12 protein-coding genes and 1 pseudogene are annotated in these 24,677 nt (G+C 69.9%); 10 read left to right on the top strand and 3 right to left on the bottom strand.

The annotated features are described in order from the left end of the window. The 3 genes and pseudogenes from Ahu01nite_RS14320 to Ahu01nite_RS14330 form a co-directional block, all read right to left on the bottom strand. Window positions 1-1,750: pseudogene (locus Ahu01nite_RS14320) on the bottom strand (hypothetical protein); the annotation flags it as partial. Between the two features lie 18 nt (window positions 1,751-1,768). Next, complete coding sequence (locus tag Ahu01nite_RS14325; RefSeq protein WP_203836997.1) at window positions 1,769-3,022, bottom strand: hypothetical protein; 1,254 nt, start codon at window positions 3,020-3,022, stop codon at window positions 1,769-1,771. Beyond that, window positions 3,019-3,435, bottom strand: coding sequence for a YbaB/EbfC family nucleoid-associated protein (locus tag Ahu01nite_RS14330; RefSeq protein ID WP_203836998.1), 417 nt, complete (start codon window positions 3,433-3,435; stop codon window positions 3,019-3,021). The genes Ahu01nite_RS14325 and Ahu01nite_RS14330 overlap by 4 nt, the downstream gene beginning before the upstream one ends. Before the next feature lie 302 nt (window positions 3,436-3,737). On the opposite strand from Ahu01nite_RS14330, the gene Ahu01nite_RS14335 reads away from it, so the two are divergent. The 10 genes from Ahu01nite_RS14335 to Ahu01nite_RS14380 all read left to right on the top strand — a co-directional run bounded on the left by Ahu01nite_RS14335 (window position 3,738) and on the right by Ahu01nite_RS14380 (window position 24,666). Beyond that, complete coding sequence (locus Ahu01nite_RS14335; protein ID WP_203836999.1) at window positions 3,738-4,058, top strand: WXG100 family type VII secretion target; 321 nt, start codon at window positions 3,738-3,740, stop codon at window positions 4,056-4,058. A 55-nt stretch (window positions 4,059-4,113) separates the two neighbouring features. Beyond that, entirely contained in the window at window positions 4,114-4,416 is a 303-nt protein-coding gene (locus Ahu01nite_RS14340; RefSeq protein ID WP_203837000.1) for a WXG100 family type VII secretion target, read from the top strand. Window positions 4,417-4,592: 176 nt separating this feature from the next. Continuing rightward, complete coding sequence (locus tag Ahu01nite_RS14345) at window positions 4,593-5,405, top strand: hypothetical protein (protein ID WP_203837001.1); 813 nt, start codon at window positions 4,593-4,595, stop codon at window positions 5,403-5,405. A 36-nt stretch (window positions 5,406-5,441) separates the two neighbouring features. Beyond that, window positions 5,442-10,613: a hypothetical protein gene (locus Ahu01nite_RS14350; protein WP_203837002.1), complete on the top strand. Its 5,172-nt coding sequence runs from the start codon at window positions 5,442-5,444 to the stop codon at window positions 10,611-10,613. After that, a complete protein-coding gene (locus Ahu01nite_RS14355; RefSeq protein WP_203837003.1) occupies window positions 10,606-10,968 on the top strand; it encodes a hypothetical protein in 363 nt (120 codons plus the stop codon). Before Ahu01nite_RS14350 ends, Ahu01nite_RS14355 begins: the two co-directional genes overlap by 8 nt. Next, window positions 10,965-14,921 (top strand): type VII secretion protein EccCa, encoded by a 3,957-nt coding sequence (gene eccCa / locus Ahu01nite_RS14360; RefSeq protein WP_438874783.1) that lies wholly within the window; start codon window positions 10,965-10,967, stop codon window positions 14,919-14,921. Before Ahu01nite_RS14355 ends, eccCa begins: the two co-directional genes overlap by 4 nt. Before the next feature lie 13 nt (window positions 14,922-14,934). Continuing rightward, window positions 14,935-16,344 (top strand): type VII secretion integral membrane protein EccD, encoded by a 1,410-nt coding sequence (eccD, locus tag Ahu01nite_RS14365; protein ID WP_203837004.1) that lies wholly within the window; start codon window positions 14,935-14,937, stop codon window positions 16,342-16,344. 6 nt (window positions 16,345-16,350) lie between these two features. After that, the gene (gene eccB, locus Ahu01nite_RS14370) at window positions 16,351-17,715 is read left to right on the top strand and encodes a type VII secretion protein EccB (RefSeq protein WP_203837005.1); all 1,365 of its coding nucleotides are present in this window, start codon (window positions 16,351-16,353) and stop codon (window positions 17,713-17,715) included. Window positions 17,716-17,719: 4 nt separating this feature from the next. Then, on the top strand, window positions 17,720-21,331 hold the full coding sequence (locus Ahu01nite_RS14375) for a hypothetical protein (RefSeq protein ID WP_203837006.1): 3,612 nt from the start codon (window positions 17,720-17,722) through the stop codon (window positions 21,329-21,331). Next, window positions 21,328-24,666, top strand: coding sequence for a right-handed parallel beta-helix repeat-containing protein (locus Ahu01nite_RS14380; RefSeq protein WP_203837007.1), 3,339 nt, complete (start codon window positions 21,328-21,330; stop codon window positions 24,664-24,666). The genes Ahu01nite_RS14375 and Ahu01nite_RS14380 overlap by 4 nt, the downstream gene beginning before the upstream one ends. The last annotated feature ends 11 nt before the right edge of the window (window positions 24,667-24,677 follow it).

Below are 24,677 nucleotides of genomic sequence, written 5' to 3' on the forward strand. Positions count from 1 at the left end.
TTGCGCCCGCGCTGGCAGGGGTGGGTGTGGTCGCGCCCGCGTCGACCGGCGTTGTGGTGTTCGCATCCCCGCCTATAGGGCTGGGTGTGGTTGCGCCTGCATCGACCGGGCTGGGCGTGGTCGCACCCGCGTCGACCGGGGCAGGAGTCGTCCCACCTGCGTCGACCGGGCTGGGTGTGGTTGCGCCTGTGTCGACCGGGGCGGGAGTCGTCGTGCCGGTGTTGACGGGGGCGGGGGCCGTCGAGCCTGTGTCGGCCGGTGTTGCAGCCGGAGTTTCTGTCCCGGTGTTTACCGGCGCAGTCGTTCCAGTCTCGACCGGAGCCGGAGCACTCGTCCCGCTCCCAGCCGGTGGAGTCGAACCCGCACCAGTCCCGCCAGCCACAGGCGCGCCAGTCCCAGCGCCAGCGCCAACGCCAGTCCCAGCGCCAGCGCCAGCGCCAGTCCCCGCACCGGCGCCAACTCCCGCACCAATGCCTGCCCCTGCCCCGACGCCCGCACCCGTTCCCGCGCCGACTCCCGCGCCGGGCTCAGCGCCCTGCCCCGCGCCGACTCCCGGGCCAGACCCGTTGCCAGTCCCCGTACCAGATCCGACGCCCTGTCCTGCACCAACTCCCGTGCCGGACCCGACGCCCTGCCCCGCACCAACTCCCTCGCCGGTGCCGGCTCCCGGGCCGGATCCGTTGCCGGCCCCCGTGCCTGATCCGACGCCTGTTCCCGCGCCAGGTCCTGTACCCGCGCCGGCGCCAGGACCGACGCCCTGGCCGGATCCGCCGGTGGGGACCTCTGGACCATCCACGGTGGTCGACGGCGGGTTGTTCGGCCCGGTGATTTCTGTGTTGAGGGGTGGGCGGTTGGAGTTCAGGTTGGGGGTGTTGTGGCCGTCGCCGAACTGGTCGCCGAATTCCTGGGCGTAATGGTGGGCCATTCCGCCGATGACGGAGGAGGAGAAAGTGGCGAAGGGGTTGAAGCCTCCGCCTCCCACCATCATGGTGAAGAGGCCTTCGAAGAGGGTTTCGCTGAGGCCGGAGAGGCCTTCCTTGCTGAAGATGTTCTTGTTGATTTTAGGGTAGAGCTTGCCGCCGATCATGTGCATGCCGCTGACGCCCGCGCCGATGAAGGCGCCGCCGGCGAAGGACATTGCCAGATCTTTGTAGTCGATGCCTTTTCGGTTGCCTTCGAGGATCTGGGTTACCTGGGCGGCGGCGCTCTGCCAGAGTTCTTCGAGGCCTTCTTCGAGCGCTTCCCAGGCTAGTTTCATCAGCTGGTTGCGCAGCTTCGACTTGAGGAAGTCGATCAGGGCCTTGACGATCTGCTGGCCGATTTTGATGAGGCCGGGGACTGCGGGGGCGCCGAAGCCCGAGGCCAGGGCGAAGGCGATCTCGACTACCTGGGTGAAGGCCGCGATGACGATGTTGTACTGGGCGGATTCCGATTCCAGGGCGAAATTGTAGGCGGCGTCGCCGAGGGCGTTGGAGATGTTGCCGCCGGTGGGGACGTTTTTGGTGATGCCTACCTGGAACTGGTTGAACGCGTCGGCTGCGGGGCCGTCGAGGCTGCTGCCGAGCATGTTGCCCAGGTTGCCGGTGGCGCCCATGCCGCCGAGCAGCGTACTCGTGAAGCCGTAGAGCTCTTCGCCCATTGCGCGCAGGGCGGTGGGGTCGGCCTTGGGGAATTCCTCACCGACCCCGTACAGGATGAGGTCGTACGCCCATTGCCATTCGGGGTCGTTGGGAATGTGGAAGTCGGGCATGCCGGTTTTCGGGTGCCTTTACTCGCCGGCGAGCAGCGGGGTCGGCGTACCGTCCGGGCTGTAGCTGAGGAAAAGCGGCTGGTATCCGGGGGCGGTGGCGTCGACGTTCGGGTTTTCCTTGACCACGAAGAACTGGCGGCCTTCCGAGTCGATCTGCTGTCCGTCCGGTGTGGTCACCGCGGTGTTGCCGAGCGGGGTGATGGCGTCGTAGAGGTTGGCGTCGACGCGGGTGCTGCCGTCCGGGAACGGGTTCAGCGCCTCGAGGCGGTAACCCTCGGGGAGGGGTTCACCGCCGATATGAGCGGTCGCATATTCCGGCTTCATCATGTACGACGAAATGGCCGGCATAGCGGGCGTCGAGCGGGCGAGGAGCGGCTCCGACATGACATTGCGCTCGGCGGGGAGCAGTGGCTCCTCGGCCGGAATGGCTTTCTCCCTGCGGAGCGCGAGCATCGGCGTGGCCTCGGCGGTGACTTCATCCGGCTTGACGGAGCGCATGGCGACCCGCTGACGGGCGAGCAAGGGCGTGCCCTCTGTCGTGGGTTCGCCGGGCTTGACGGAACGCATGACGGCCCGCTGGCGGGAGAGCAGAGGAGTGCCTTCGCTCGCCAGGACGCCCTGCTTGCGGGCAAGCATGGGAGTGCCCTCGGTGGTGGGTTCCCAGGTGCGGCCCTCGAGGGTGAGTGGCTCGCTGCCATCGGTGTTGGGTTCCAGGGTGCGGCCCCGGACAGTCTGCATGGGAGTCATCTCGCCCGGGAGTGCTTCCCGCTGGAGGGCGAGCTTCGGTGTGGCCTCGGTCACGGGCTCACCCTGGCTGACGTCCATGCGCTTGGCCCTGGTGAAGCCGGAAAGCGGCAGGCCTTCCTGCGTCTCGGTCTCGGCTAGCGGGGCCTCGACGGCGCGGGCCGACTTGAAGGCGTGCATCTGGGGCAGGTTGGACTCGAAGTTGGCGGCCATCTGGTGACCGGCGTCGCGGGCCTCGTCGTCGACCTCGCGATAGAGCTTGCCGCTTTCGCGCAGGCCCGCCGCGGTGTAGTCGAGCGTGCCCTTGATACCGCCGATGAGCTGCTCGAGGTTGTCCATGCCGCCGAGGAACTTCTTGGAGAACTGCGTCCCCATGTCGTCGTCCCCCCAGGCGTTCCCGTATCGCGCGCGCAGGGAGGTCAGCTGCTCGAGGTACGTCTGGTAGAGCTGGACGTGCTCGCCGTACGCGTCGCCGACATTGCTGACGCCTTCGGGGTTGACCCAGAGCCGGCCACCGGGGTTCGTCATGAGCTCTGCCGTCCCATGCCGAGGATCTCGCGGACGCTGGTGGCCATCCGCGGCTCGGCGGGCATGAACGCGTCCGCTCCGGCTGTGCCTCTGACCAGGGAGTGGGCGTCCAGCCCCTCGGGCATCATCGGGGCGAGCACGGCGGCTGCCTGATCCATGACGGATTCTTTCGCTTCCGCGTACGTCGTCATGATGAGCTCGGTCAGGTCTGCCGGGGTGAGACGTTTGTGTGCGCTGGTCGGGAACTTGATGTCCGTCATGACGCCGTTCTGACCGACGGTGACGCTCACCTCGCGCCGCGGTGATGTGGCGGTCGCCGAGAGCTCGCTCATTCGGCGTTGCATCTCGGTGAGGCTGCTGCGTTGCTTCTGATATTCCTCGAACAGGTTCTCGATGCGCTCGTTGAAGTTCACCCGCAGAGCCCCCTAACAGCCGAGTCCACCGAAACCACGCCACCACGTCAGCGTTCAGTGAAAAACGTGGCGGGACCGTGCGGAAGAGCCGCGCCCGAACGAGGGCATGAACAGGCAGCAGGATCTTCCCCATGACCGCCCGACCGGGCGAAGCCGTGCAATGTTGTGCCGACTTTTGGACATGTACGCCCTCTGGAGTTGTCCTTCCGCGGGCCTGTGCATCAACACTCATCCCTGCGAAGCGATACGAAGTCGCACGATGCGATGCGTAGTCAATGGCGCACAACGTGAGGAGTACGGCTGTGACCATGCCGACCGTTAGCACTACCGAACAGGGCATGCAGCGTGCTGCCCAGGAGTTCTCGGACAAGGCGACCGAGTTCACCAGCTCGCTGCAGGCCGTCAACAGCCAGATGGCCACCCTGCAGGGCTCGTGGACCGGTCAGGCCTCGGCCGGCTTCAACCAGGCGATGGACAGCTGGGAAGGATCCTTCCAGCGGGTCATCAACGAGCTGATCAACATGCTCGACGTCATGGGCGTGACCACCAAGGGTTACATCCAGTCCGAGGACACCGCCGCGAGCACGGCCAACTCGTTCGGTGCGGCCCTCCCGGGCATCTGATCCCTGAGCTCGGCCCCTACCTACCCGCAGATTCCCAGGAAGAGGAAGGACCCAGGTGTCCAACTATACGTTCGACTTCAACCAGGCCGACGCCACGTTGACCGACATGAACTCCATCAACACCCGCATCAAGTCTGCGCTGGAGCAGATGGAGCAGACCGTCGAGGCCAGCCTCGCCGAGTGGACCGGTGCCGCGCAGCAGCAGTACTACGTCTCCAAGGCCGCCTGGAACCAGTCGGCGAACGAGATGTCCATCTACCTGGATCAGGCTCGTTCGACGCTGATGCAGATCTCGGACAACTACGGCTCGACCGAGCAGCGCCACGCGCAGATCTGGAACGACGTCCGCGGCGGCTGATCCCCGCCTGGCCGGTCATCGAGCGTCGCGACGACGTGGGTGGCCGGCCTGTTCACGTCCCTCGGCCCGGAGTGCACCACTCCCGGGCCGCTGGGCTTTCCGGCCGTGGTGACGCTGAGGTGACACGGCCGCTGAAACAATGGCCGCAGTGACAAGCAGTGACGAAATGGGGCTCCATGGGCATCAATTTCGACTACGCCAATGAAGAGGCGATCGACAAGATCGGCGTACTCACCAGCCACGACACCTCGCTGGGTGAGGATTCAGGCTGGACGCGCTCGGTGATTCAGAAGATCAAGAACGACATCCTGAACTCGCCGCAGACCAAGGCCGCCTCGTCGAGCTTCGACCGCGGCGACTACGACTCCGACGAGCTGGCGGCCTGGGACTGGTACCAGGACAACGTGGTCGACCAGGACCACTGGAAGCAGCTGGTCAAGGACTACAACGCCGACGTCACCAACCCGGACCACGTGGACCCCGCGGACTACGACCCGGAGCACCAGTACATCCCCAAGGATGACGGTGCGATCGCCCCGCCGGAGACGTCGACCTACAGCGGTTCCAACAACCCGAACCACGAGCTGGCTGTCAGCACCGAGGCGCTCAACTTCATGGCGGGCCAGCTGGACCAGATCGTCGGCGACGGCACCGGCATGCTGTTCGACGCGCGCAACACCCTCAACGCCATCGCGATGAAGCCGGGCGGGTTCGCCAAGGCCGAGATCCTCCGGCAGAAGATCGACGGCGTCAACGCGACCGACGCGGGTCTGCGCGGCGACTCGATGGGCCTGATGCTCGCCGTCCACGAGGCGCTCTACGCCGTGAAGACCGGGCTGCGGCAGATGGCCCGCGACTACGACAACGCCGAGGACTTCAACTCGATGACCGCCGACCAGCTCGGGGAGTCGATGGGCAGCGCGTGGGGCAAGATCGGCAATATCGGCGACTACGGCCAGGGCAGCGGCAGTACTGCCGGCGGTAACTGACACCCCCAGTTGTTGCGCTCGTGAAAGGGAAATGCAGTGCCTGACGATCCGAATCCGTGGTCGAACTCGGCCGAGGACGAAGCCACGTTCGTACCGCAAACCATTTCCACGAGCGATCTCAACGACTACAAGACCTGGGCCGAGGAGGACCGGGGCTGGCGCAAACTGCTGGCCTCGGTCACCGGGGGTGCGGCGCTGGCCACGGACGAGGGCCAGGCTGCCGCGGCGGCCCTGGTCAGCCCTCAGTCGGTGATGGACGCCGCTTCCGCGTTCCAGACGGCGTACCTCACCCTGCAATATCTTGAGAATTTTGTACGCACGCAGTCGCACGCGATCGCGGGCGAGGACAAGGCCTGGCAGGGCACCGCGGCTGACGCGTTCCTCGCCAAGATGGACTTCCTCGCCGACTACCTGAAGGCGCAGTCCGAGCACATCGCCGGCGCGGACGGCACCGGTGGGGCCAACTCGATCCCCAACCAGCTCTACAAGAGCGCCAACTACCTCGCCTGGGCGCAGGAAACGGTGCACTACCTCGACTCGGCCTGGGCGAGCATCGCGTCGACCAACGGTGTCGGCAGTGGTGACGGTCTGGTGCCGATCAGTGGCACGCAGTACGAGAAACCGATGGCCCGGCAGATGTCGCAGGTCGTCGGCACGGTCGCTGATCAGTACGACTTCACGTACAGCGCCGTGACGCCGCCCGACGGCAGCGGCACGCCCCCGGTGACGACACCCGACGTCGACAAGCCGGACCTGGACACCCCCGATATCCCCGATGTGGACACCCCGGATGTCCCCGACACCCCGGACATTCCGGATGTCGACACTCCGGACGTCCCCGACGTCGACGGCCCGGACACCCCGGACGTCAACAATCCCGATATCCCGGACGTCAATTCCCCCGGCGGCAACCAGCCCGGTTTCAACCAGCCCGGCGTCAACACCCCCAACGTCAACACCCCTGCCTTCGACCCCTCGGGTGCGGGCGGCGGCGGTCCGAACGCGAGCACCCTCAATACGCCGAACGCGAACAGTTTCACCCCGCCGTCGCTGACCAACCCGGGTGGTGGCACCAACGGCGCCGGCCTGCCCGGCCTCGACACGAGCAACCTCGCAACCAACCCAGGCGGCGGCCCAGGTGGTGGTGGTGCCGGCTCGTTCACTCCGCCGGTCGTCCCGACCACTCCGGGCGGCGGCGGTTTCGGCTCGGCGAACCCCGGCGGCGGCGTCACGAGCCCCAGCATCAAGTCCCCGTCCTCGCAGAACGGCGGCAACACCGGCGCGGGCACCGCCAACGTGAAGTCCCCGAACATCCCGGGCGCCCCCGGCGGCACCGACGGCTTCGGTGGCTCGACTCCCACGATCCCTTCCGCGGGCGGCACGGGAGCCGGCGGCATCGGCGACGGGGTCGACGTCCCGGACCTCACCGCACCGGGCATCACCTCGCCGGGCTCGACCGGCACGCTGCCGGGTTCGACGGGCGGCGGTATGCCGATGATGCCGGGTGGCGGCGGTGGCGGCTCCGGAGCCGGTGGCAACTCACCGGGCATCCCGGAAACCCCCGACGCGAACGGCCTCCTCGGCGGCGACCAGGACGACTTCAAGCCGGGAGCCTTCGGAGGGGCCGATTTGCCCAGCGCCCCGGGCGGCACGGCGGCCGGCGGCTCCGGTCTCGGCGACTTCCAGGCCCCGACCTTCGACGGCCCCTCCAGCACGCTGCCCGCAACCGGCGCAGGAACTGGCGGGATGGGTATGCCGTCGATGCCGGGTGGCGGTGGCGGGATGGGCGGCGCGCAAGGTTCGGGCATCCCGGACACACCCGACGCCAACGGTCTCGTCGGCGGCGACCTCAGCGACTGGGCCCCGAGCGGCGTCGGCGGCGTCGACGGCCCGGACGCCAGCGGTGGCACGCTCCCGGGTGGTTCCGGTCTGAGCGATTTCCAGACTCCGTCGTTCGAGGCTCCGTCTTCGTCGGGGACGGTGCCGGGGACCGGTGGCATGGGTGTGCCGTCGATGCCGGGTGGCGGTGGTGGCATGGGTGGCGCTCAGGGTTCCGGCATTCCGGACACTCCCGACGCGAACGGCCTGGTCGGCGGCGACGCGGACGACTGGAAACCGGCAGGCGTCGGCGGGGTGGACGGCCCGGACGCATCGGCCGGCACGCTTCCGGGCGGTTCCGGTCTCAGTGACTTCCAGACTCCGTCGTTCGAGGCTCCGTCTTCGTCGGGGACGGTGCCTGGGACCGGTGGCATGGGTATGCCGTCGATGCCGGGCGGCGGTGGTGGCATGGGTGGCGCGCAAGGTTCGGGCATCCCCGACACCCCCGATGCGAACGGCCTTGTGGGCGGCGACGCGGACAACTGGAACCCCAGCGGCGTGGGCGGTGTGGACGGTCCGGACGCCGGAAGCGGCACTCTCCCGGGTGGTTCCGGTCTGAGCGACCTCCAGACCCCGTCGTTCGAGGCTCCGTCTTCGTCGGGGACGGTGCCGGGGACCGGTGGCATGGGTATGCCGTCGATGCCGGGCGGCGGTGGTGGGATGGGCGGCGCTCAGGGTTCCGGCATCCCGGACACCCCTGACGCGAACGGCCTGGTCGGCGGCGACCCGAACGCCTGGAACCCGAGCGGTGCCGGCGGCGTTGACCTCCCGAGCGCCCCCGAGGGCACCCCCGCGGGCGGCGGCGGTCTCCAAACGCCGACCTTCGAAAGCCCGACCGTTCCTGAAGCGTCCGCAACGACCCTCCCGGCAACGGGAATGCCCACGATGCCGGGAATGCCTGGCGGCGGCTCGGGCATGGGTGGCGCGCAGGGTTCGGGCATTCCCGACACCCCCGACGCGAACGGCCTGGTCGGCAGCGACCCGAACGCCTGGAACCCGAGCGGCGTCGGCGGCGTGGACCTCCCCAGCGCCCCGGACGGCACCGCAGCCGGCGGATCGGGCCTGACCGGCGACCTCCCCACCGACCCTCAGGCCATCCCGCAGGTCACCCTGCCGGAAACCGGAGGGACAACAACCAACCCCGCCACGGGTACGCCCGGAATGCCCGGAGGTTCCCCCGGTTCGGGAGCTCCGGGCGCGACCGGCTCCGGAATCCCGGACACCCCCGACGCCGCCGGTCTCGTCGGCGCCGACGCGGGCGACTGGAAGCCCTCCGGCACCACGCCGGGCACGCCGAGCGCTCCGGACGGAACCGCGGCGGGTGGCGCGGGTCTGGACGTACCTTCATGGGCAGGCGGAGTGGACACCCCAGCCGCAGCCGGCCCGTCCCTCACCGACGCCGAGGGCGTCGACCTCCCCCAAGCCGGGACCGACACTCAGCCCCAGGCCACCGCCCCCGCAGCCACCACCCCCAGCGGCATGCCGATGATGCCGGGAATGCCTGGCAGCACCGCCACCCCTGGCGACGCAGCCCCCACGGCCCACTCGGACGCCTCAGGCCTGATCGACGCCGACGCCGCAGACTGGCAACCCACCAACCCCGCGGTCACCCCGCCCTCCGCCCCCACCGGAACAACCCCCGGCGGCACGGGCCTGCAAACCACACCCCCGGAAATCCCCACATCGGACAACGTCACCGCCCCCACCGCCCCCTCCACAGACAGCTGGATGACCCCGGCCGACGTCCCACCCCCCACCTCCGACGTCCTCACCCCGACGGGCCCCGAAACTCCCCAGTCCACAACCCCGCAAGCCGAGTCCCCGCAAGCCGAGTCCCCGCAAGCCGAGTCCCCGCAAGCTGAGGCACCACAGGTCGAGACGCCTCAGGCCGGCGCTCCGCAGGCTGGCCTCCCGCAGGCTGGCCTCCCGCAGGCTGAGGGCTCACAGGTCGATGTTCCGCAGGGCGATGTCCCCCCGTTTGAGGCCGCGCAGGCCGATGTTGCGCAAGGTGACGTCCCGCAAGCTGAGGCGACGCAGCCCCTCGCCCCGGCAGAGGCACAAACACCGCCCCCGCCCACGGACCCGGCACTGCCGACTGCCTCGATCGAGCCCCCGGCAACAACACCGGCCAGCACCCCACCGCCCGCACCCGCGGACCCGACCCCGCAGCATCCGGTCGACTCAACACCGCTCGACTCAACACCGCTCGACTCAACACCGCTCGACACGGTGCCCACCGATGCGACCACCCAGCCGGCAGCGACGACCCCCACCGACTCGACGACGCCGCCAGAAGCGACGACGCCACCCGAGACGCCCCCGTCTTCAGAGGTCACCGCACCGCCGGAAGCGACAGCGCCGCCGGAAGCGACAGCGCCGCCGGAAGCGACAGCGCCACCCGAATCAGCAACCCCGTCGCAGCCGACTGCACCTCCCGAAGCGTCCACGCCGCCGGACGCGACAACACCCCCAGAGACAACCGCGCCCCCCGAGGCATCGACGTCGCCGGACGCAACCGTGCCGCCGGATGCGACAACCCCGCCCGGGGCAACTACGCCGCCCGGGGCAACTACGCCGCCGGAGGCGACAACGCCCCCCGGGGCGGCAACACCTCCGGAGGCGACCGCACCGCCCGCGCAGGCCACGCCGCAAGAGGGGACCGCGCCTCCCGAGGCGACCGTGCCGGATGCGACGCCGCCGCAGAGCAGTGAGTTGCCGCAGGCCAGTGGCGGGTCGCCGGGCGTAGTGGTGCCCCCGGTGACGCCCGCTCCGATCGCATCGCACGCCGCACCGGCGACCCCGGCGCCCACCCCGGCGGCGCCCGCAGGTGATGCCGGGGCGGGGGCCAAGGGCGTACCCGTGATGAATGACGGCGGGACCCACCGCAAGCTCGCGGGTGGTATCGCCGGAGGCGACCAGGTAAACGCACTGACCGAGACCACCGCGGAACTCCCGGTGATCGCGCCCCCGCCGGTCCTGCCGTCGACGCCGATCGCGGCGCCCGTGGCCGCGCCGAACGCGGGCACGCCCCCGGTCCCCGGAGCGACGGCTGCGGCGGCATCGAAGGACGCGACAGCAGCCGGCATGGTCCCGATGCGTCCCGGTGGCGACGTCGAGGAGCGCGACGAACCCGACCGTCCCGAGTCGGCTGAGCTGTTGGCGGATACCAACGGCAGCTGGCAGAGCGACGAGGCCGGCGTGCCCGTGCCGCCGGGGGATGACTATGTTCCCGTGATCAAGCCTGGCGGTGGGGACGATGACATGTCTGCCTGGGATGACGTGAGCGGGTCCGGGTGGCTGACCGGGGATGAGAGGTTGGCGGATGCCTGAGTTCGGTGGCGAGGCGTTGCGGCCGGTGTGGCGGCGGGCTGCCGCTCAGCCTCGGGTGGCCGGGGCCGATGAGCCGCGCCGTTGTGGGGGGCCTGAGCTCAGCGTCGAGGAGCGGTTCCAGATGATGCGGGAGCGGCGGATGGAGCGGAAGGCCGAGTTGGAGCGGGAACGCGAGGAGGCTGAGGCTCGCAGCGCTTCGCGGCACAGTTCGGCTGCCAAGGTGAAGAGCGATGACGACGAGGATGAGGACCGGGCCGCGGAGCGTTTTCGCAATGATCGGTACGCCGTGAAGCTGCTGCACCAGGAGGATTCCGTCTGGGGCGGCGGCGGGGCGGGGTCGGGGATGCTCGGATGAGTACCGTCACGATCAAGCGGCCGCCGCGGGCTGCCGGGCCGGAGGCGCCCGACGGGCAGGTGGAGCTGCAGGAGCCGCCGTTGATGGCGGAGGAGGCTCCGCTCGACTTCCGGTCGTTCGCGATGATCGTGCCGATGGGCCTGGGCATGGGCGCGATGATGGCCATGTTCGGGCTCTACAGCCGGGCGCCGATCATGTACGTCATGGGCGGCGCGATGGCGTCCGGCATGTTGCTGATGGGCGTCATGCAGATCGGTAAGGCGGCGTCGGACCGTAAGCGCAAGATGCGCGGTGAGCGGCGGGACTTCCTTCGCTACATCGCGCAGTTGCGCAAGCAGGCGCGGACGGCGGCCGATCAGCAGCGGCAGTTCGTGCTCTGGAACAACCCGCAGCCGTCGTGGTTGTGGTCGATCGCGATGAGCAGCCGGCTGTGGGAGCGGCGGCCTAGTCACGACGACTTCGGGCGGGTGCGGATCGGGCTGGGCCGGCAGAACGCGATGCTCAAGTTCACGCCGCCGTCGACGAAGCCGATCGAGGACCTGGAGCCGCTGGCGTCGATCTCGTTGCGGCGGTTCTCGGAGGCGTACCGGACGGTCACCGGGATTCCGATCTCGGTGGGGTTGCCCAGCTTCACGAGCATCGAGTTCGAGGGGCCGGCGGATCCGGCGATCGACCTTGTCCGGGCGATGGTGGCGCAGTTGGCCACGCTGCACGCGCCGGATGAGCTGCGGATCGCCGTGCTCGCCGCCGAGGTGCACCGCGGGCCGTGGGACTGGATCAAGTGGTTGCCGCACAACGCGCACCCGACGGCGTTCGACGCGGCCGGGCCGACGCGGTTGTTCGCGGGTACGCACGACGACCTGATGGACCTGCTCGGGCCGGAGATCACCGACCGGGGCGACCACGACCGGAACTCGCGGCCCTCGTCGACCGAGCCGCTCGTGGTGATCATCGCTCATCTGGCGGATCTGCCGGACAGTTCGCGGCTGCTCGGCGCCGGGATGCGCAACGTGGTGCTGCTCGACCTGACCGGCGCGATGCCCGGTGGCCCGAAGGTGCTGCGGCTGACCATCGAGGGCGAGATCGTGAAGTTCCCGGCCGGGGACGCGATCGGGACGGCGACCCGCGACCGGCTCGACGACCGGCAGTGCGAGGCGCTGGCCCGGGTCATCGCGCCGAAGCGGACCAGCGGCACCCTGGACGTGGTCGAGGAGCCGTTGGAGAGCAGCTTCGAGCTGACGACGCTGCTCGGCATCCGGGACGCCAACTCGTTCGACGTGCAGGCGCTGTGGCGTTCCCGGCAGCCGCAACGCAACCGCCTCATGGTGCCGATCGGTGTCACCGAGGAGGGCGAGGTCATCGAGCTGGACCTCAAGGAGTCGGCGCAGGGCGGCATGGGACCGCACGGCCTGCTGATCGGTGCGACCGGTTCGGGCAAGAGCGAGCTGCTGCGTACGCTCGTCGTCGCCCTCGCCGCGACCCACAGCTCCGAGATCCTCAACCTCGTCCTGGTCGACTTCAAGGGCGGCGCGACCTTCATCGGCATGGAGAAGCTGCCGCACACGTCCGCGGTGATCACGAACCTCGCCGACGAGCTGCCCCTGGTCGACCGGATGCAGGACGCGCTGAACGGCGAGATGACGCGTCGCCAGGAATTGCTGCGCGCGAGTGGCTACGCGTCGCTGTTCGACTACGAGAAGGCCCGCGCGGCCGGTGTGCACCTGGTGCCGTTCCCGGTGCTGCTGATCATCGTCGACGAGTTCTCCGAGCTGCTGTCGAGCAAGGCCGAGTTCATGGACCTGTTCGTCTCCATCGGACGGCTGGGCCGGTCCCTGGGCGTGCACCTGCTGCTCGCCTCGCAGCGTCTCGACGAGGGGCGGATCAACCGGGTCGAGGGCCACCTGTCGTACCGGATGGCGTTGCGGACGTTCTCGTCGATGGAGTCGCGGTCGGTGATCGGCAGCGGCAAGGCGTACGAGCTGCCGTCCGAGCCCGGTAACGGCTACCTGAAGCTGGACACGACAAACCTGGTGCGCTTCAAATCCGCGTACGTGTCGGGTGCCTACACCGGCCGCAGCCTGACCGGTGGCGCGGACAGCGACGACGCTCCCGGTGAACTGGACATCGTCCCGTTCACCACCCGGCAGGTCGCGATCCGGCACGACCGGGGCCGCGCGCGTCCTGCTGACACCGAGGTCGTCGAGGACGCGCCGGAGACGACGCTGGCCGGGCCGAGCCTGCTCGAGGTGATCCTCGACCGGCTGGCGGGCGCGGGTCCGCCTGCCCGGCAGGTGTGGCTGCCGCCGCTGTCGAAGGCGTCGAGCCTGGACACGCTGCTGCCCAGCGTCGTGCCCGACCCCGTGCGCGGCATGACCGTCGACGACCCCGCGGCGCAGGGCCGGTTGCGGGTCCCGGTCGGCATCGTGGACCGCCCGCAGGACCAGCTGCGCGAACTGCTGATCGCCGACCTGGGCGGCGCGGACGGCAACGTGGGCATCGCCGGCGCACCGCAGAGCGGCAAGTCGACCCTGCTGCGCAGCCTGATCCTGGGCCTGGCGCTCACCAACACCCCGCGTCAGGTGCAGTTCTACGGACTCGACTTCGGTGGTGGCGGTCTGTCCTCGATCGCCGGGCTGCCGCACATCGGCTCGATCGCGACCCGCATGGAACGCGACCGGGTGGTCCGGACGATCCAGGAGATCGTGCAGGTCATGGAGCGGCGCGAGGCCGAGTTCGCGGCGCGCGGGCTGGATTCGATGCAGTCGTACCTGGCGCTGCGGGAACGCGGCGAGATCGACGACCCGTTCGGTCACGTGTTCCTGGTGGTCGACGGCTGGTACACGATGAAGCAGGACTTCAACGACCTGGAGACCCGTTTCCAGGAGCTGACCGCGCGCGGCCTGTCCTTCGGCATCCACGTGATCGTCACGTCGACCCGCTGGTCGGAGATGCGTACCTGGCTGCGGGATCTGCTCGGCACCCGGCTCGAGCTGCGGCTCGGTGATGCGATGGAGTCCGAGGTCGGTTCGCGCAAGGCGGCCACCGTGCCGAACCAGCCGGGTCGCGGTCTCACCCCGGAGGGGCTGCACTTCCTCGGAGCGCTGCCCCGGATGGACGGCAGCTCGGACCCCTCGGACCTGGCCGAGGCGACCAAATCGGTCACCGAGGAGATCAGTACGTTCTGGCCCGGGCCGCCCGCCCCGGCCGTACGGATGCTGCCGACCCGGCTCCCGGTGGAGCAACTCCCGCCGCCGGAGAAGGAGTTCAAGGTCTGCATCGGCCAGGACGAGCAGCGCCTCGCCCCGGTCTGGCACGACTTCCTGGCGACCCCGCACATGCTGGTCCTGGGTGACAACGAGACCGGCAAGTCGAACATGCTGCGCCTGGTGCTGCGCGCGATCGCCCAGCACTACACGCCGGAGCAGGCCAAGGTCGTGCTCGGTGACTCGCGGCGTGACCTGGACACCGCGATCACCCCGGACTACCAGGTCGGCTTCGGGTTCACCGGCGACAAACTGCACGAGCTCGCCGGTCAGGCCTCGGTCTCGATGAACCGCCGCGTCCCCGGCCAGGACATCTCGTCGGAGCGGATGCGCCGGCGCGACTGGTGGGAAGGCCCCGAGCTGTTCGTGGTGGTCGACGACTACGACCTGATGACCAAGGGCACCGGGATGGGATCGTCGCTGGACCCGCTGCTGCCGCTGCTGGCCCAGGGCATCTACATCGGCCTGCACGTCATCATCGCGCGCAGCACGTCGGGCGCGATGCGGGCGATGATGGACCCGGTCATCCGCCGGATGTGGGAGCTGGGCACGCCGGCGACGCTGCTCTCGTACCCCAAGGAAGAGGGCAAGTTCCTCGGTGAGGCCGCGCCTCGCCGTCTTCCCCCCGGACGGGCGCAGCTGGTCACCCGTCGTGGCGTGAAGTTGATGCAGACGGGATTCGTGAAGTGAGAAGGGACCGCGGATGACCGCCGCTCTGAACGGGGAGCTCTGCCGCATCACGGTGATCGGGCCGGATCGTAAGGTCGACCTGGCCGTGCCCGCGACGACCCCGGTTGCCGCACTGCTGCCGGTGCTGCTCAACCACACCTCGACCCCGGGCCGCCCGGTCGACGGGGACGCCGGCGACGGCGCCTGGGTGCTGCAAAGACTCGGTCAACAGCCTTTTGAGCTCTCGGGTACGCCCGAAAGCCTCGACTGGCTCGAAGGCGAGGAGCTGTACCTGCGCCGCGCCGAGGACCCGCTGCCCGAACTGGACTTCGACGACCTCGCCGAGGGCATCGCCACGATCGTGAACCGGCGCAATGACCGGTGGCAGCCCGAATACCGGAGGGTGCTGTTCCTGCTGCTCTCCGTGGTCGGCATGGGTGCCATCGCCGCCGTGCTGACCGACCGTGGTCCCGTGTTGCCGCAGGTGATCGGCGCGGGTGTGGTCGGCCTGATCTGCTTCGTCGCGGCACTGGTCTGCGCCCGCAAGCTCCCGGACGGCGCGTTCTCCCTGCTCTTCGGCTTCGGAGCAGCTGGGTTCGCGGCGCTGGCGGCGTCCAGCGCGGTCGACGGCGACCCCGAGGGCATCGCGGTGAACGGGTCGGCGCTGCTCGCGGCGGCGGTCAGCATCGTGGCAGTCGTCGCGGTGCTGCTGCTGGCCCAGCGCACGGTCACGCCGTACCTCCCGGCGGCGCCGATGCTGGTGCTGGGAGTGACGTCGCTGGTCGCGGTCGGCGTGCTGCTCATGCAGTCGGCGTCGCAGATGACCGCGCAGCGGACCTCGGCCGCCGCGGTCGCCGTGATCTTCGCGGTGATCGTGCTGGCTCCCCGCGCGGCCGTGAAGTTCGCCCGGCTACGTGGCCCGCAGCTGCCCAAGACTGGCGCGGACATGTCCTACGACATCGAGCCGTCGCCGCCCGAGGAGGTCCGCGACCGCACCAACGAAGCGGACACCTACCTGAGCGTCGCGCTGCTCGCGTCGGCGATCGTGCTGCCCTTCGTCTTCCACTTCACCATGGAGGTCCCGGGCTGGGCGGGCTGGACGTACGTGCTGGTGGTCGCGAGTGCAATTCTGTTGCGCGCCCGTACCTTTCTCGGTTTCTGGCAGCGGATCGCGCTGACGGTCGCCGGTAGCGTCGGCTATCTCATGGTCATCATGCGGCTCTCCCAGGCGCTCACCCCCAGCGGGCGGTGGGTGCTGCTCGGCGGCCTGCTGGCCGCCGTGGTGCCGCTGGTGATGGCGGCGTTGCGACCCTTCCCGCGGCGGATGCTGCCGTTCTGGGAGTATTCGGCCACCTTCCTGGACGTGGCGACCGGCGTGGCCGTGCTGCCGGTGCTCGGGCAGATCCTCGGCCTGTACGCCTGGGCCCGCGGACTCTTCGGGTAGCCGCGCGTGCAGACCCAGCGAGACCACGTCCACGCCCACACCTTCATGGTGGGCCGGCTCAGTTCGGCCCTCGTCGAGGGCGACCCGACCCGGGCGGAGATCCCGGGCCGCCGCGCACAGACCGGCTTCCTGATCGGGATCATCCTGGTCGCGCTGGTGGTGGGCGGCTTCGCCGTATACGGCTGGATCGTCCCGGGCGGCAGCAACGCGTACAAAACCGCCGGGGCGATCCTCGTCGAGAAGGAGAGCGGCAACCGCTACGTCTACCTCAACGGGGTGCTCTACTCGACGCCTGACCTGACCTCGGCGATGCTGATCCAGGGCGCCAAATCCCAGGTCAAGCTGATCTCGAAGAACTCGATCAAGGACGTGCCCCGCGGCGGTGCGATCGGTGTGAGCGGAGCGCCCAAGGAGGTCCCGGCCGCCGGCGACCTGTTCGCGGGGCCGTGGCTGACCTGCCTGCCGGGCTCGGTGGTGACCGACCGCAAGGTCGACGGGGTGGGCGTCAACCTCGACCCGAAGACCCCGGCCGATCCGCTGCCGGAGAAGAATTTCGCCGTCGTACGCGGTGACGACGGCACGCCGTACCTCCTCGCGAACTACCTGAAGTACAAGGTCACCGACGAGGCCGTGCTGGTCGCGCTCGGAGCGGGCAGCATCAAACCGGCGGCCGCCCCGGACATGTGGCTCGACTGGCTGGGCGACGGACCGGAGCTGGGCCCGGCGAAGATCGAGGGAGCCGGGCAGAAGGGGCCGAAGGTCGGCGGCGAGTCCTACGATGTCGGCACGCTCTTCCGGCAGCGCTCCGACTCCGGCGTCGAGCAGCTGTTCGTGCTGCGCAAGGACGGGCTGGCCCCGATGAGCCGCACGGAATTCCTGATCGCCGACGCCAAGGACAAGGGGAGCCCGGTCGACGTGGACCCGTCGGCGATCGTCGGCGCGAAACGCTCGTCCGACCAGTCGCTGCTCGACCGCCTGCCCGACCTGGCGTCGCTGCGGCTCGAGGACGCCGCCGGTCGCGCCCTGTGCATGCAGCAACGACCGGTCTCCGCGACCAACTTCACCAGCGTGGTCGTCTACGCGCCGCGATACGCCGCGGCGGTCAACAACGACGGCGGCACGTTCGTGATCAGCCGGCCCGGCGCGGGAATGGCCGTCGTGGCGGCACCCGTGCTCTCGACCACCGCCGTGAAACAGGTCTCGTTCCTCGACGAGAACGGCACCGCCTACCGGCTGACCGGCGCGGACACGGTGGCCGCGCTGAAGCTCAGCAACGTCACACCCGTACCGTTCCCGAAAGACCTTCTGGCAGTGCTGCCGCAGGGTCCCGCTCTGAGCCGTCAGGCCGTCGCCGGCCTGCCGAGGGGGTAGACGTATGGCAACCGGAATCCGTGGACTCCTGCGCGGTGGCAAGGACGAGCCCAGCGGCGTCGTCCAGCACACCGTGGGTAACGCGCTGGTCCTGCACGCCGAGGACTCGATCAGCGCCGAGGCGCAGTCGCTCGCCCTGTCCGTGGTCGAGGACGCCGAGAACGACGTGGTCGTGCTCGACCTGGGTGACGGGATGCCGATCGGATCCTGGGAGTCGATGGCGGGCGTGCTGCCCCGCCGCCGCCGGGGCATCCGGCTGGTCGCGTGCGGACGGCACCACAACGCCGCCGCGATGGCCGGTCAATGGCTTTCCGAGCGACTGAACCGTACGGTCATCGCGCCCGACGGCGAACTGGTCCGCGGCTCGGCCGGCGCGCTGTTCGTGCACTCCACCCCCGGCAGCGGCTGGGTGCGTTTCCGCCCCGGCAAGCCGCCGACCTGGGACGCCAAGCGCTACCCGACCCCGTTGTGGGACAAGGCCGCCACCGACAAGCGCGCCTCCAGCTCCACCGGCGAGATCGAACCCCTGCCCGGCGGCGTGTGGATCCACGACATCCGAGAGCCGGAGATCGTCGACGAGCACCGCAAACGCCTGATCGCCGACGTGCCCTGCCAGCCCGAGGTCATGACCGTCCTGCTCGGCTGCCCCGGCACCGCCCCGCTGTCCCTCGACGACGTGGTCCGCTTCTGGCGCGACCTCGACCCGGACAGCCGCCTGCGTACCCGTTTTGTGCAGTACGGCGACGTCCGGCTCCCCGAGGGCGAGGCCTTCGGTCAGGCCCTGGCGGACCTGCTCGGCACCCAGGTCGTCTGCTACACCGGCGTCCCGGTGGGCGCTCCGGGCAAATTCGAGATCCGCACCGTACGCGCGGACGGCGTGCTCGGCTGGCCTCCGTTCGCCATCGAGCTCGGCTACACCCCCCGCGCCCACCCCAACTCCAAGGCCCGCCGCGCCGCGGTCCTGAGCCACCGAGCTCCCCTGCGCTGGACCGAGGAGATCTCCCCCCGAGTCTTCTGGTACGCCCCCGACGCGGTCGTCGAGGTCGTCCAAACCGGACTCTGGGTCCGCGCCGTGGAAGAACCGCCCAACGCCGAACGGGTGCGAGCGACCCCGCTCGACCCCGAAGGCAGCACCCTCATCTTCGACGACACCGTCGACGAGCGTTCCATGCGAATGCGTGAACTCGCCGAAGACCTCGCCGCCCGCGTCGAACCCACCGTCGGCCAGGACACAGCACTCTTCCCAGCCTCGGTAATGGTCCCGGGCCAGCGCCCCGCCGGCCGCGCCGAGGCCACCCTGCGCCCCTCCGACATCCCCCGCCAGCCGATCCAGGCCCGCATCGAAATGCCCCTCCCACCCCGCCCCGCTGCCACAATCATGCAGTCGCCGGAAGTCGCCGCGGTGGTGATCGAGCCGGCCGCCGCCGCAGCGATCGAGCAGCAGCAGGTCGCCCCCACGGCGTTCCAGCAGCAGGTCGCACCGGCATTCCAGCAGCAGGTCGCCCCTACGGCGTTCCAGCAGCAGCAGGTCGCCCCGACTTTCCAGCAGCAGTCCGAGCAGGTTCGGCCGGGGCCGGGTCAGCGGGACTTCGGGCAGGGTCGTTCGGGCGCAGGTCAGCAGGACTTCGAGCAGGGCCGGCCGGGCGCAGGTCAGCAGGACTTCGAGCAGGGCCGGCCGGGCGCTGTTCAGCGGCATTTCGAGCAGGTCGAGCCGACCGTGTCGCAGCCGCGCTACGAGGCGGTCCCGGCGACCGTGGTCCAGCAGCGCATCGTGCCGATCATGCCGGAGGGCTTCCCGGAGACCCGGGCTTTCGCCGCGTTCGTCCAGCAGCAGTCCCAGCCCGCCACGCCGCCTGTCCAGCAGCCCGCGGAGCCGCCGCAGTCCGAACCGGTCCAGCCGGCCGCCGCCTCTTTCCTCGAGCCGTCCGCCTTTGCGCAGCCGGCGAGGGACCAGTCTGTCGTCGAGCCGTCCGCCTTTGCGCAGCCGGCGACGGAGCAGTCCGCCATCGAGTCGCCTACCTTTGTGCAACCGGCCGTGGACCAGTCCGTCGTCGAGCCGCCGACCCTGCCGCAGCCGGCGATCCAGCCGGAGTCGTTCCGGGCACCGGTCTTCGAGGCACCCCCGGCATTCGCACCGCCCGCCTTCGACCAGCAGGGCGGCGGCCAGTCGGTCGTCGAAGCACCCGCCTTCGGCCAGCGGGTCGTTGAAGCGCCCGCTTCCGGCCAGCCGGCCGTTGAAGCGCCCGCTTTCGGCCGGCCAGTTGTTGAAGCACCCGCCCTTGAGCAGCAGGCCGGCGGGCAGCAGACCGGCGGGCAGCCGACGGTCGAGCCGTCCACCTTTGAACAGGCCGTCGGAGGGCAGCCGGCCGTCGGAGCGCCGGCGTTCGAGCAGCGGGTCGCAGAGCAGCCGTCCGTCGAGACGCCCGCTTTCGAGGCGCCCGCAATTGAAGCTCCGGCTTTCGAGCGGCCGGCGATGTCCGTGGTCGAGGCGGTCGGTGAGCCCGCTGCTCCGGTCGCGGTTCAGCAGGTGGTGGAGGCGGTGGCCGCGCCGGCGATCGAGCCTTCGCTCCGGGCGTACGCGGAGCAGGTTGTTGATCCTGTGACCGCGCCCATGCCGATGTCGCTGCCGGTCACCGAGCCGGTCCACAACGTAGACCGCCTCCAGGCGCTGGACCCCGCAGCCGCAACAAGGCCCAAGGCCCAGCCCGACCCCAAAGCCCAGCCCGAGCCCAAGGCCGAGCTCAACCCCGAGCCGAAAAAAGAAGCCGTGCCGGACGTGCGGTTCCAGCCGGTGCCCTCGCCGGGTGCCTCGGCGTTGATGCCCAGCCGTGCGCTCGACGATGAGCGGGCCTGGTTGCGGCGCACGCTGAGCCGGGACTTCGACATCATGGCGAGTTCGGTTTCGCGGATCATGAGTGAGCACCCGGGGCTGCAGGCCACCGGCGGGGCGGCGGGCAAGGAGGACGTGCTCGCCGACTCGGTGGCGGTGCGGCTCTACCTTTCCGGCCGGGGCGCGGGGATCGACGCGGGGCTGCGGTCGGCGACGAACGGGCCGCACGTGCCGTTCGCGCGCTGCACGGTTTCGGGGCTGTCGCGGCTGCCGTCGTTCCGCGGTACCACGGTCTATCGGACCTCGCCGACGTCGGGTGAGTGGGCGCAGTACCGCGAGCGCCGGGTCGTGACGGACTGGGCGTTCGTCAACATGCTCACGGCGCCCTGCTCCAGCCAGGACGGCGACACCGACGTGCTGGTGTGGTCGATGACGGCGCGGCGGACGGCGGTGCTCGAGCCGGAGGGTGACGACCGGATCGAGGACCGGGTGCTGTTCCTGCCCGGTACGCACTACAAGATCCTGGAGCTGCACCAGCCCGAGGCCGGCGGGCGTGGCTCGATTCTGATGCGCGAGATCGGTGCGAACGAGATCGGTGACGACGGCCGGGTCGATCCGAACCGGGTGTCGCTCGACGAGCTGGCCGTGACGTCGTTGCGGCGCAGCGTGGAGCGGTGGGCGAGTGCCGAACCCAAGCGGCGGATCGGTGCCGGCTCGACAGGCCGGTTCGGTGTCCTGCCGGGGCTGGACCGCAGGCCGGTCCGCGAGGAGGTGAGCGGACGATGAGCCGACAGGTTCTGGTGGTGGGCGGCGGTCAGCCCGGCGCGTATCCGTCGATCAGCGCCGCGATCGCGCGTGCCGAGGCGGGCGCGACGATCTCCGTGCATCCCGGCCGGTACGCCGAGAAGCTCATCGTGGGCAACCGCATCACGATCAGCGCGGTCGAGGGCGGCGGCCCGGTCGAGGTGATCGTGGAGGAGGGCAGCGTCCTCGTCGTGCACGGCGAGGGTGCGCAGCTGCGCGGCATCACGCTGGGTAGCGGGGACACCAAGCTGGCCGCGGTGGACGTGTACTCCGGTGAGGTCGCGCTCGACAACTGCAAGATCTCCGGTGCTGCTTGGGTGACGTTGCTGGCCCGGTTGCAGGGCTCGCTGGCGCTGCGTGGCTGTGAGGTGCGCAGCTCGGCCGGGGCCGGCATCGTGGTGATGTCCCCGGGGACGAGCGCGATCGAGGACACCCTGGTCACCGATGTGGCGACCTCCGGCATCGTGGTCGGCGAGAAGGGTGCGCTGACCCTGCGCCGCTGCGTGATCCGGGGAACCGGCGCCAACAGCGTCTGCGTCAACGGCGATGCCCGGCTGACCATCGAGCAGTGCGAGATCGTGAAGGCGGGCAAGCCGGCCGTCGTGATCGAGCAGCGCGGCTGGGCCCGGATCCAACGGCTCACCGTGCGTGACAGCGGCAACGTCGACCTCTTCCTGCGGGGCGAGATCGACGCCGTGATCAGCGATTCCACGTTCACCGGTGCGACGCTGCAGGCCGCGCACATCGCGGACGGCGCGTCACCACGCTTCGAACGCTGCACGTTCACCGGCGCCGGGCACACCGCCGCGCACGTGACCGGCAAGTCGAAGCCCACGTTCGTCGATTGCACGTTTGCGGATGCCCCCACCGGCATCAATGTGGACGGTGAGAGCACTCCGCGCTTCGAGGGCCTGACCGTTCGGGGCACCGAGGAGCAGGTGGCGGTCATCGGCGGCGCGGGCCGGGCGGTCATGCAGCGCCTCCAGGCGACGATCGGCACCGGGGCGGGGCTGCTCGTCAAGGACGGCGCCACGCTGGACGGCTCCGATCTCGCGGTCGAGGCCGGCGAGGCGGTGGCGCTCGAGCTGCGTGCGGCCGCCCGCGGCACGATTCGCGAGGCCCGGTTCAACGGTACGCAGGCAGTGACGGTCACGGTCGGTGGCGGTTCCTCCCTCGTGCTGCAGTCGGCGCAGGTCCGCGGTGCCGGGGTGCAGGTCGCCGATGGCGAGCTCCAGGTGCGCGACAGCGAGATCACGGAGGCGCCCGGCGACGGCCTGTCGATCGGTTCGGGCGGTGTGGTGACGGCCACCCAGACGCGGGTACGCCGGGCGCGGCGCAACGGTGTCGCGGTGTCCCGCGGCGGCCGGGGCACGTTCACCGATTGCGAGGTGCTGGTCAGCGGCGCCAACGGATTCGACGTGGACAGTGCCGAGCCGGTGACTCTCAGCCACTGCACGGTGCAGGAGAGCGGCGGCGAGGATGTCCGCAAGGCCGACGACGCCCAGCTGACCGTCGAGTCGCTGGTCGTCAGGACCGCGCCCGAGCCGGTGAGCCCGGCGCCGGCTCCACAGTCCCCCTCCTATGTGGATGACTACCCGGACGATGGGGGGCCGGAGCAGGCTGAGACCGCGCCGCCGGTCGAGGACGAGCTGACCGGCCCGCTGCGCGAGCTGAACAGCCTGATCGGTCTGAAGGGCGTCAAGCACGAGGTCACCGCGCTGATCAACCTGATCAAGATGTCGCAGGTCCGGTTGCAGATGGGCCTGCCGATGCCGCCGATGAGCCGGCACCTGGTCTTCGCGGGCCCGCCCGGAACGGGTAAGACCACGGTGGCGCGGCTCTACGGGACGGTCCTCAAGGAACTGGGGATTCTGTCCAAGGGCCACATGGTCGAGGCGGCGCGCGCGGACCTGGTCGGGCAGTACATCGGCTCGACGGCGATCAAGACCACCGAGTTGATCAATAAGGCCATGGGTGGCGTGCTCTTCATCGATGAGGCGTACACGCTGTCGGCGGGGTCGGGTGGTTCGGGACCGGACTTCGGTCAGGAGGCCATCGACGCGCTGATGAAGATGATGGAGGACCACCGCGACGAGCTCGTGGTGATCGTCGCCGGGTATTCGGAGCTGATGGAGAAGTTCCTTGAGTCGAACCCCGGTCTGGCCTCCCGCTTCACCCGCACGGTCGAGTTCCCGAACTATTCCGTCGACGAGCTCGTCACGATCACGACGAATCTGTGTCACAAGCACTACTACGACCTGACCGACGACGGTGTGGCCGCGCTGACGACGTACTTCGAGCGGATTCCGAAGAACTCGACGTTCGGTAACGGACGTGTGGCGCGCAAGCTGTTCGAAGCGATGATCAACAATCAGGCGTCGCGGCTGGCGACGACGCCGCCGTCGAAGGACAGCGAGCTCAACCGGCTGACCGGCGAGGACCTCGCGCCCGAGCTGGACCTGCTCGAAGACCTGCCGGCGGAGAAGAACACGCAGCCCGACGCGGCCAGCAACCCGGCCGGAGCTATCAACGCGACGCGCAGCTGGCGACGGGTCTGCAACCTGGTCGGCGCGGCTCCCGTACGCGACGCGGTGGGCACGACGCTGCTCCAGCTGTGCGAGCTGCGAAACAGGCGGCGGGCGTACGGTAAGCATGCGAACGTGATCGTGACCGGTCCGAGCGGAAGCGGCCGCAGCGAGTTCGCGCGGCACTACGCCGCCGGCCTCTCCGAGCTGAACCTCGTGCCCGTCGGCCAGCTGATCCGGGTGAGCACCGCGCAGGAGCTCGCGCCGCAGTGGCCCGGGCAGGCAGGCAGCCTGGTCGAGGCCGCGCTGCGGGACGCCGAGGGTGGCGTGCTGATGGTCGACTACACCGACGACGGCAGCGGGACCGGCGCGGACATCGTCGAGCAGCTCGTCACGCGGACGCGCCCGGCGCCCGGTGACCCGGTCGTGGTGCTGATCGGCGAGGAGCGGGCGTTGCGCGAGCTGCGTGCGGCGGTCCCGTCGGTTGCCGAGGTCTTCGGGCAGGACTGGTCGATGCCCGGTTACACCACTCCGGAGCTGGCAGAGATCGTGGTCCGGCACCTGGTGCGCAGGGGCCACGAGGTGCCCGACGACGTCCGCGCCGCCCTGGTCGATCTGGCGGCGGGGCTGCCCGAGCGCACTGTCCGGGCGGCGCACCTGTTCTCGTGGGGGCTCACGCGTACGGCTGCGTCCAGGACCCTGGCCCTCGCCGACCTCAACGGCCTCGCCGGCCGGACCGCGTCCTCGTCCGCGGCCTCCCGTCAGCCCGGCGGCCTCGCCGCAGTCTTGTAGAGGAGCACAGC

Source organism: Winogradskya humida, from assembly GCF_016862215.1.
Lineage (GTDB): Bacteria > Actinomycetota > Actinomycetes > Mycobacteriales > Micromonosporaceae > Actinoplanes > Actinoplanes humidus.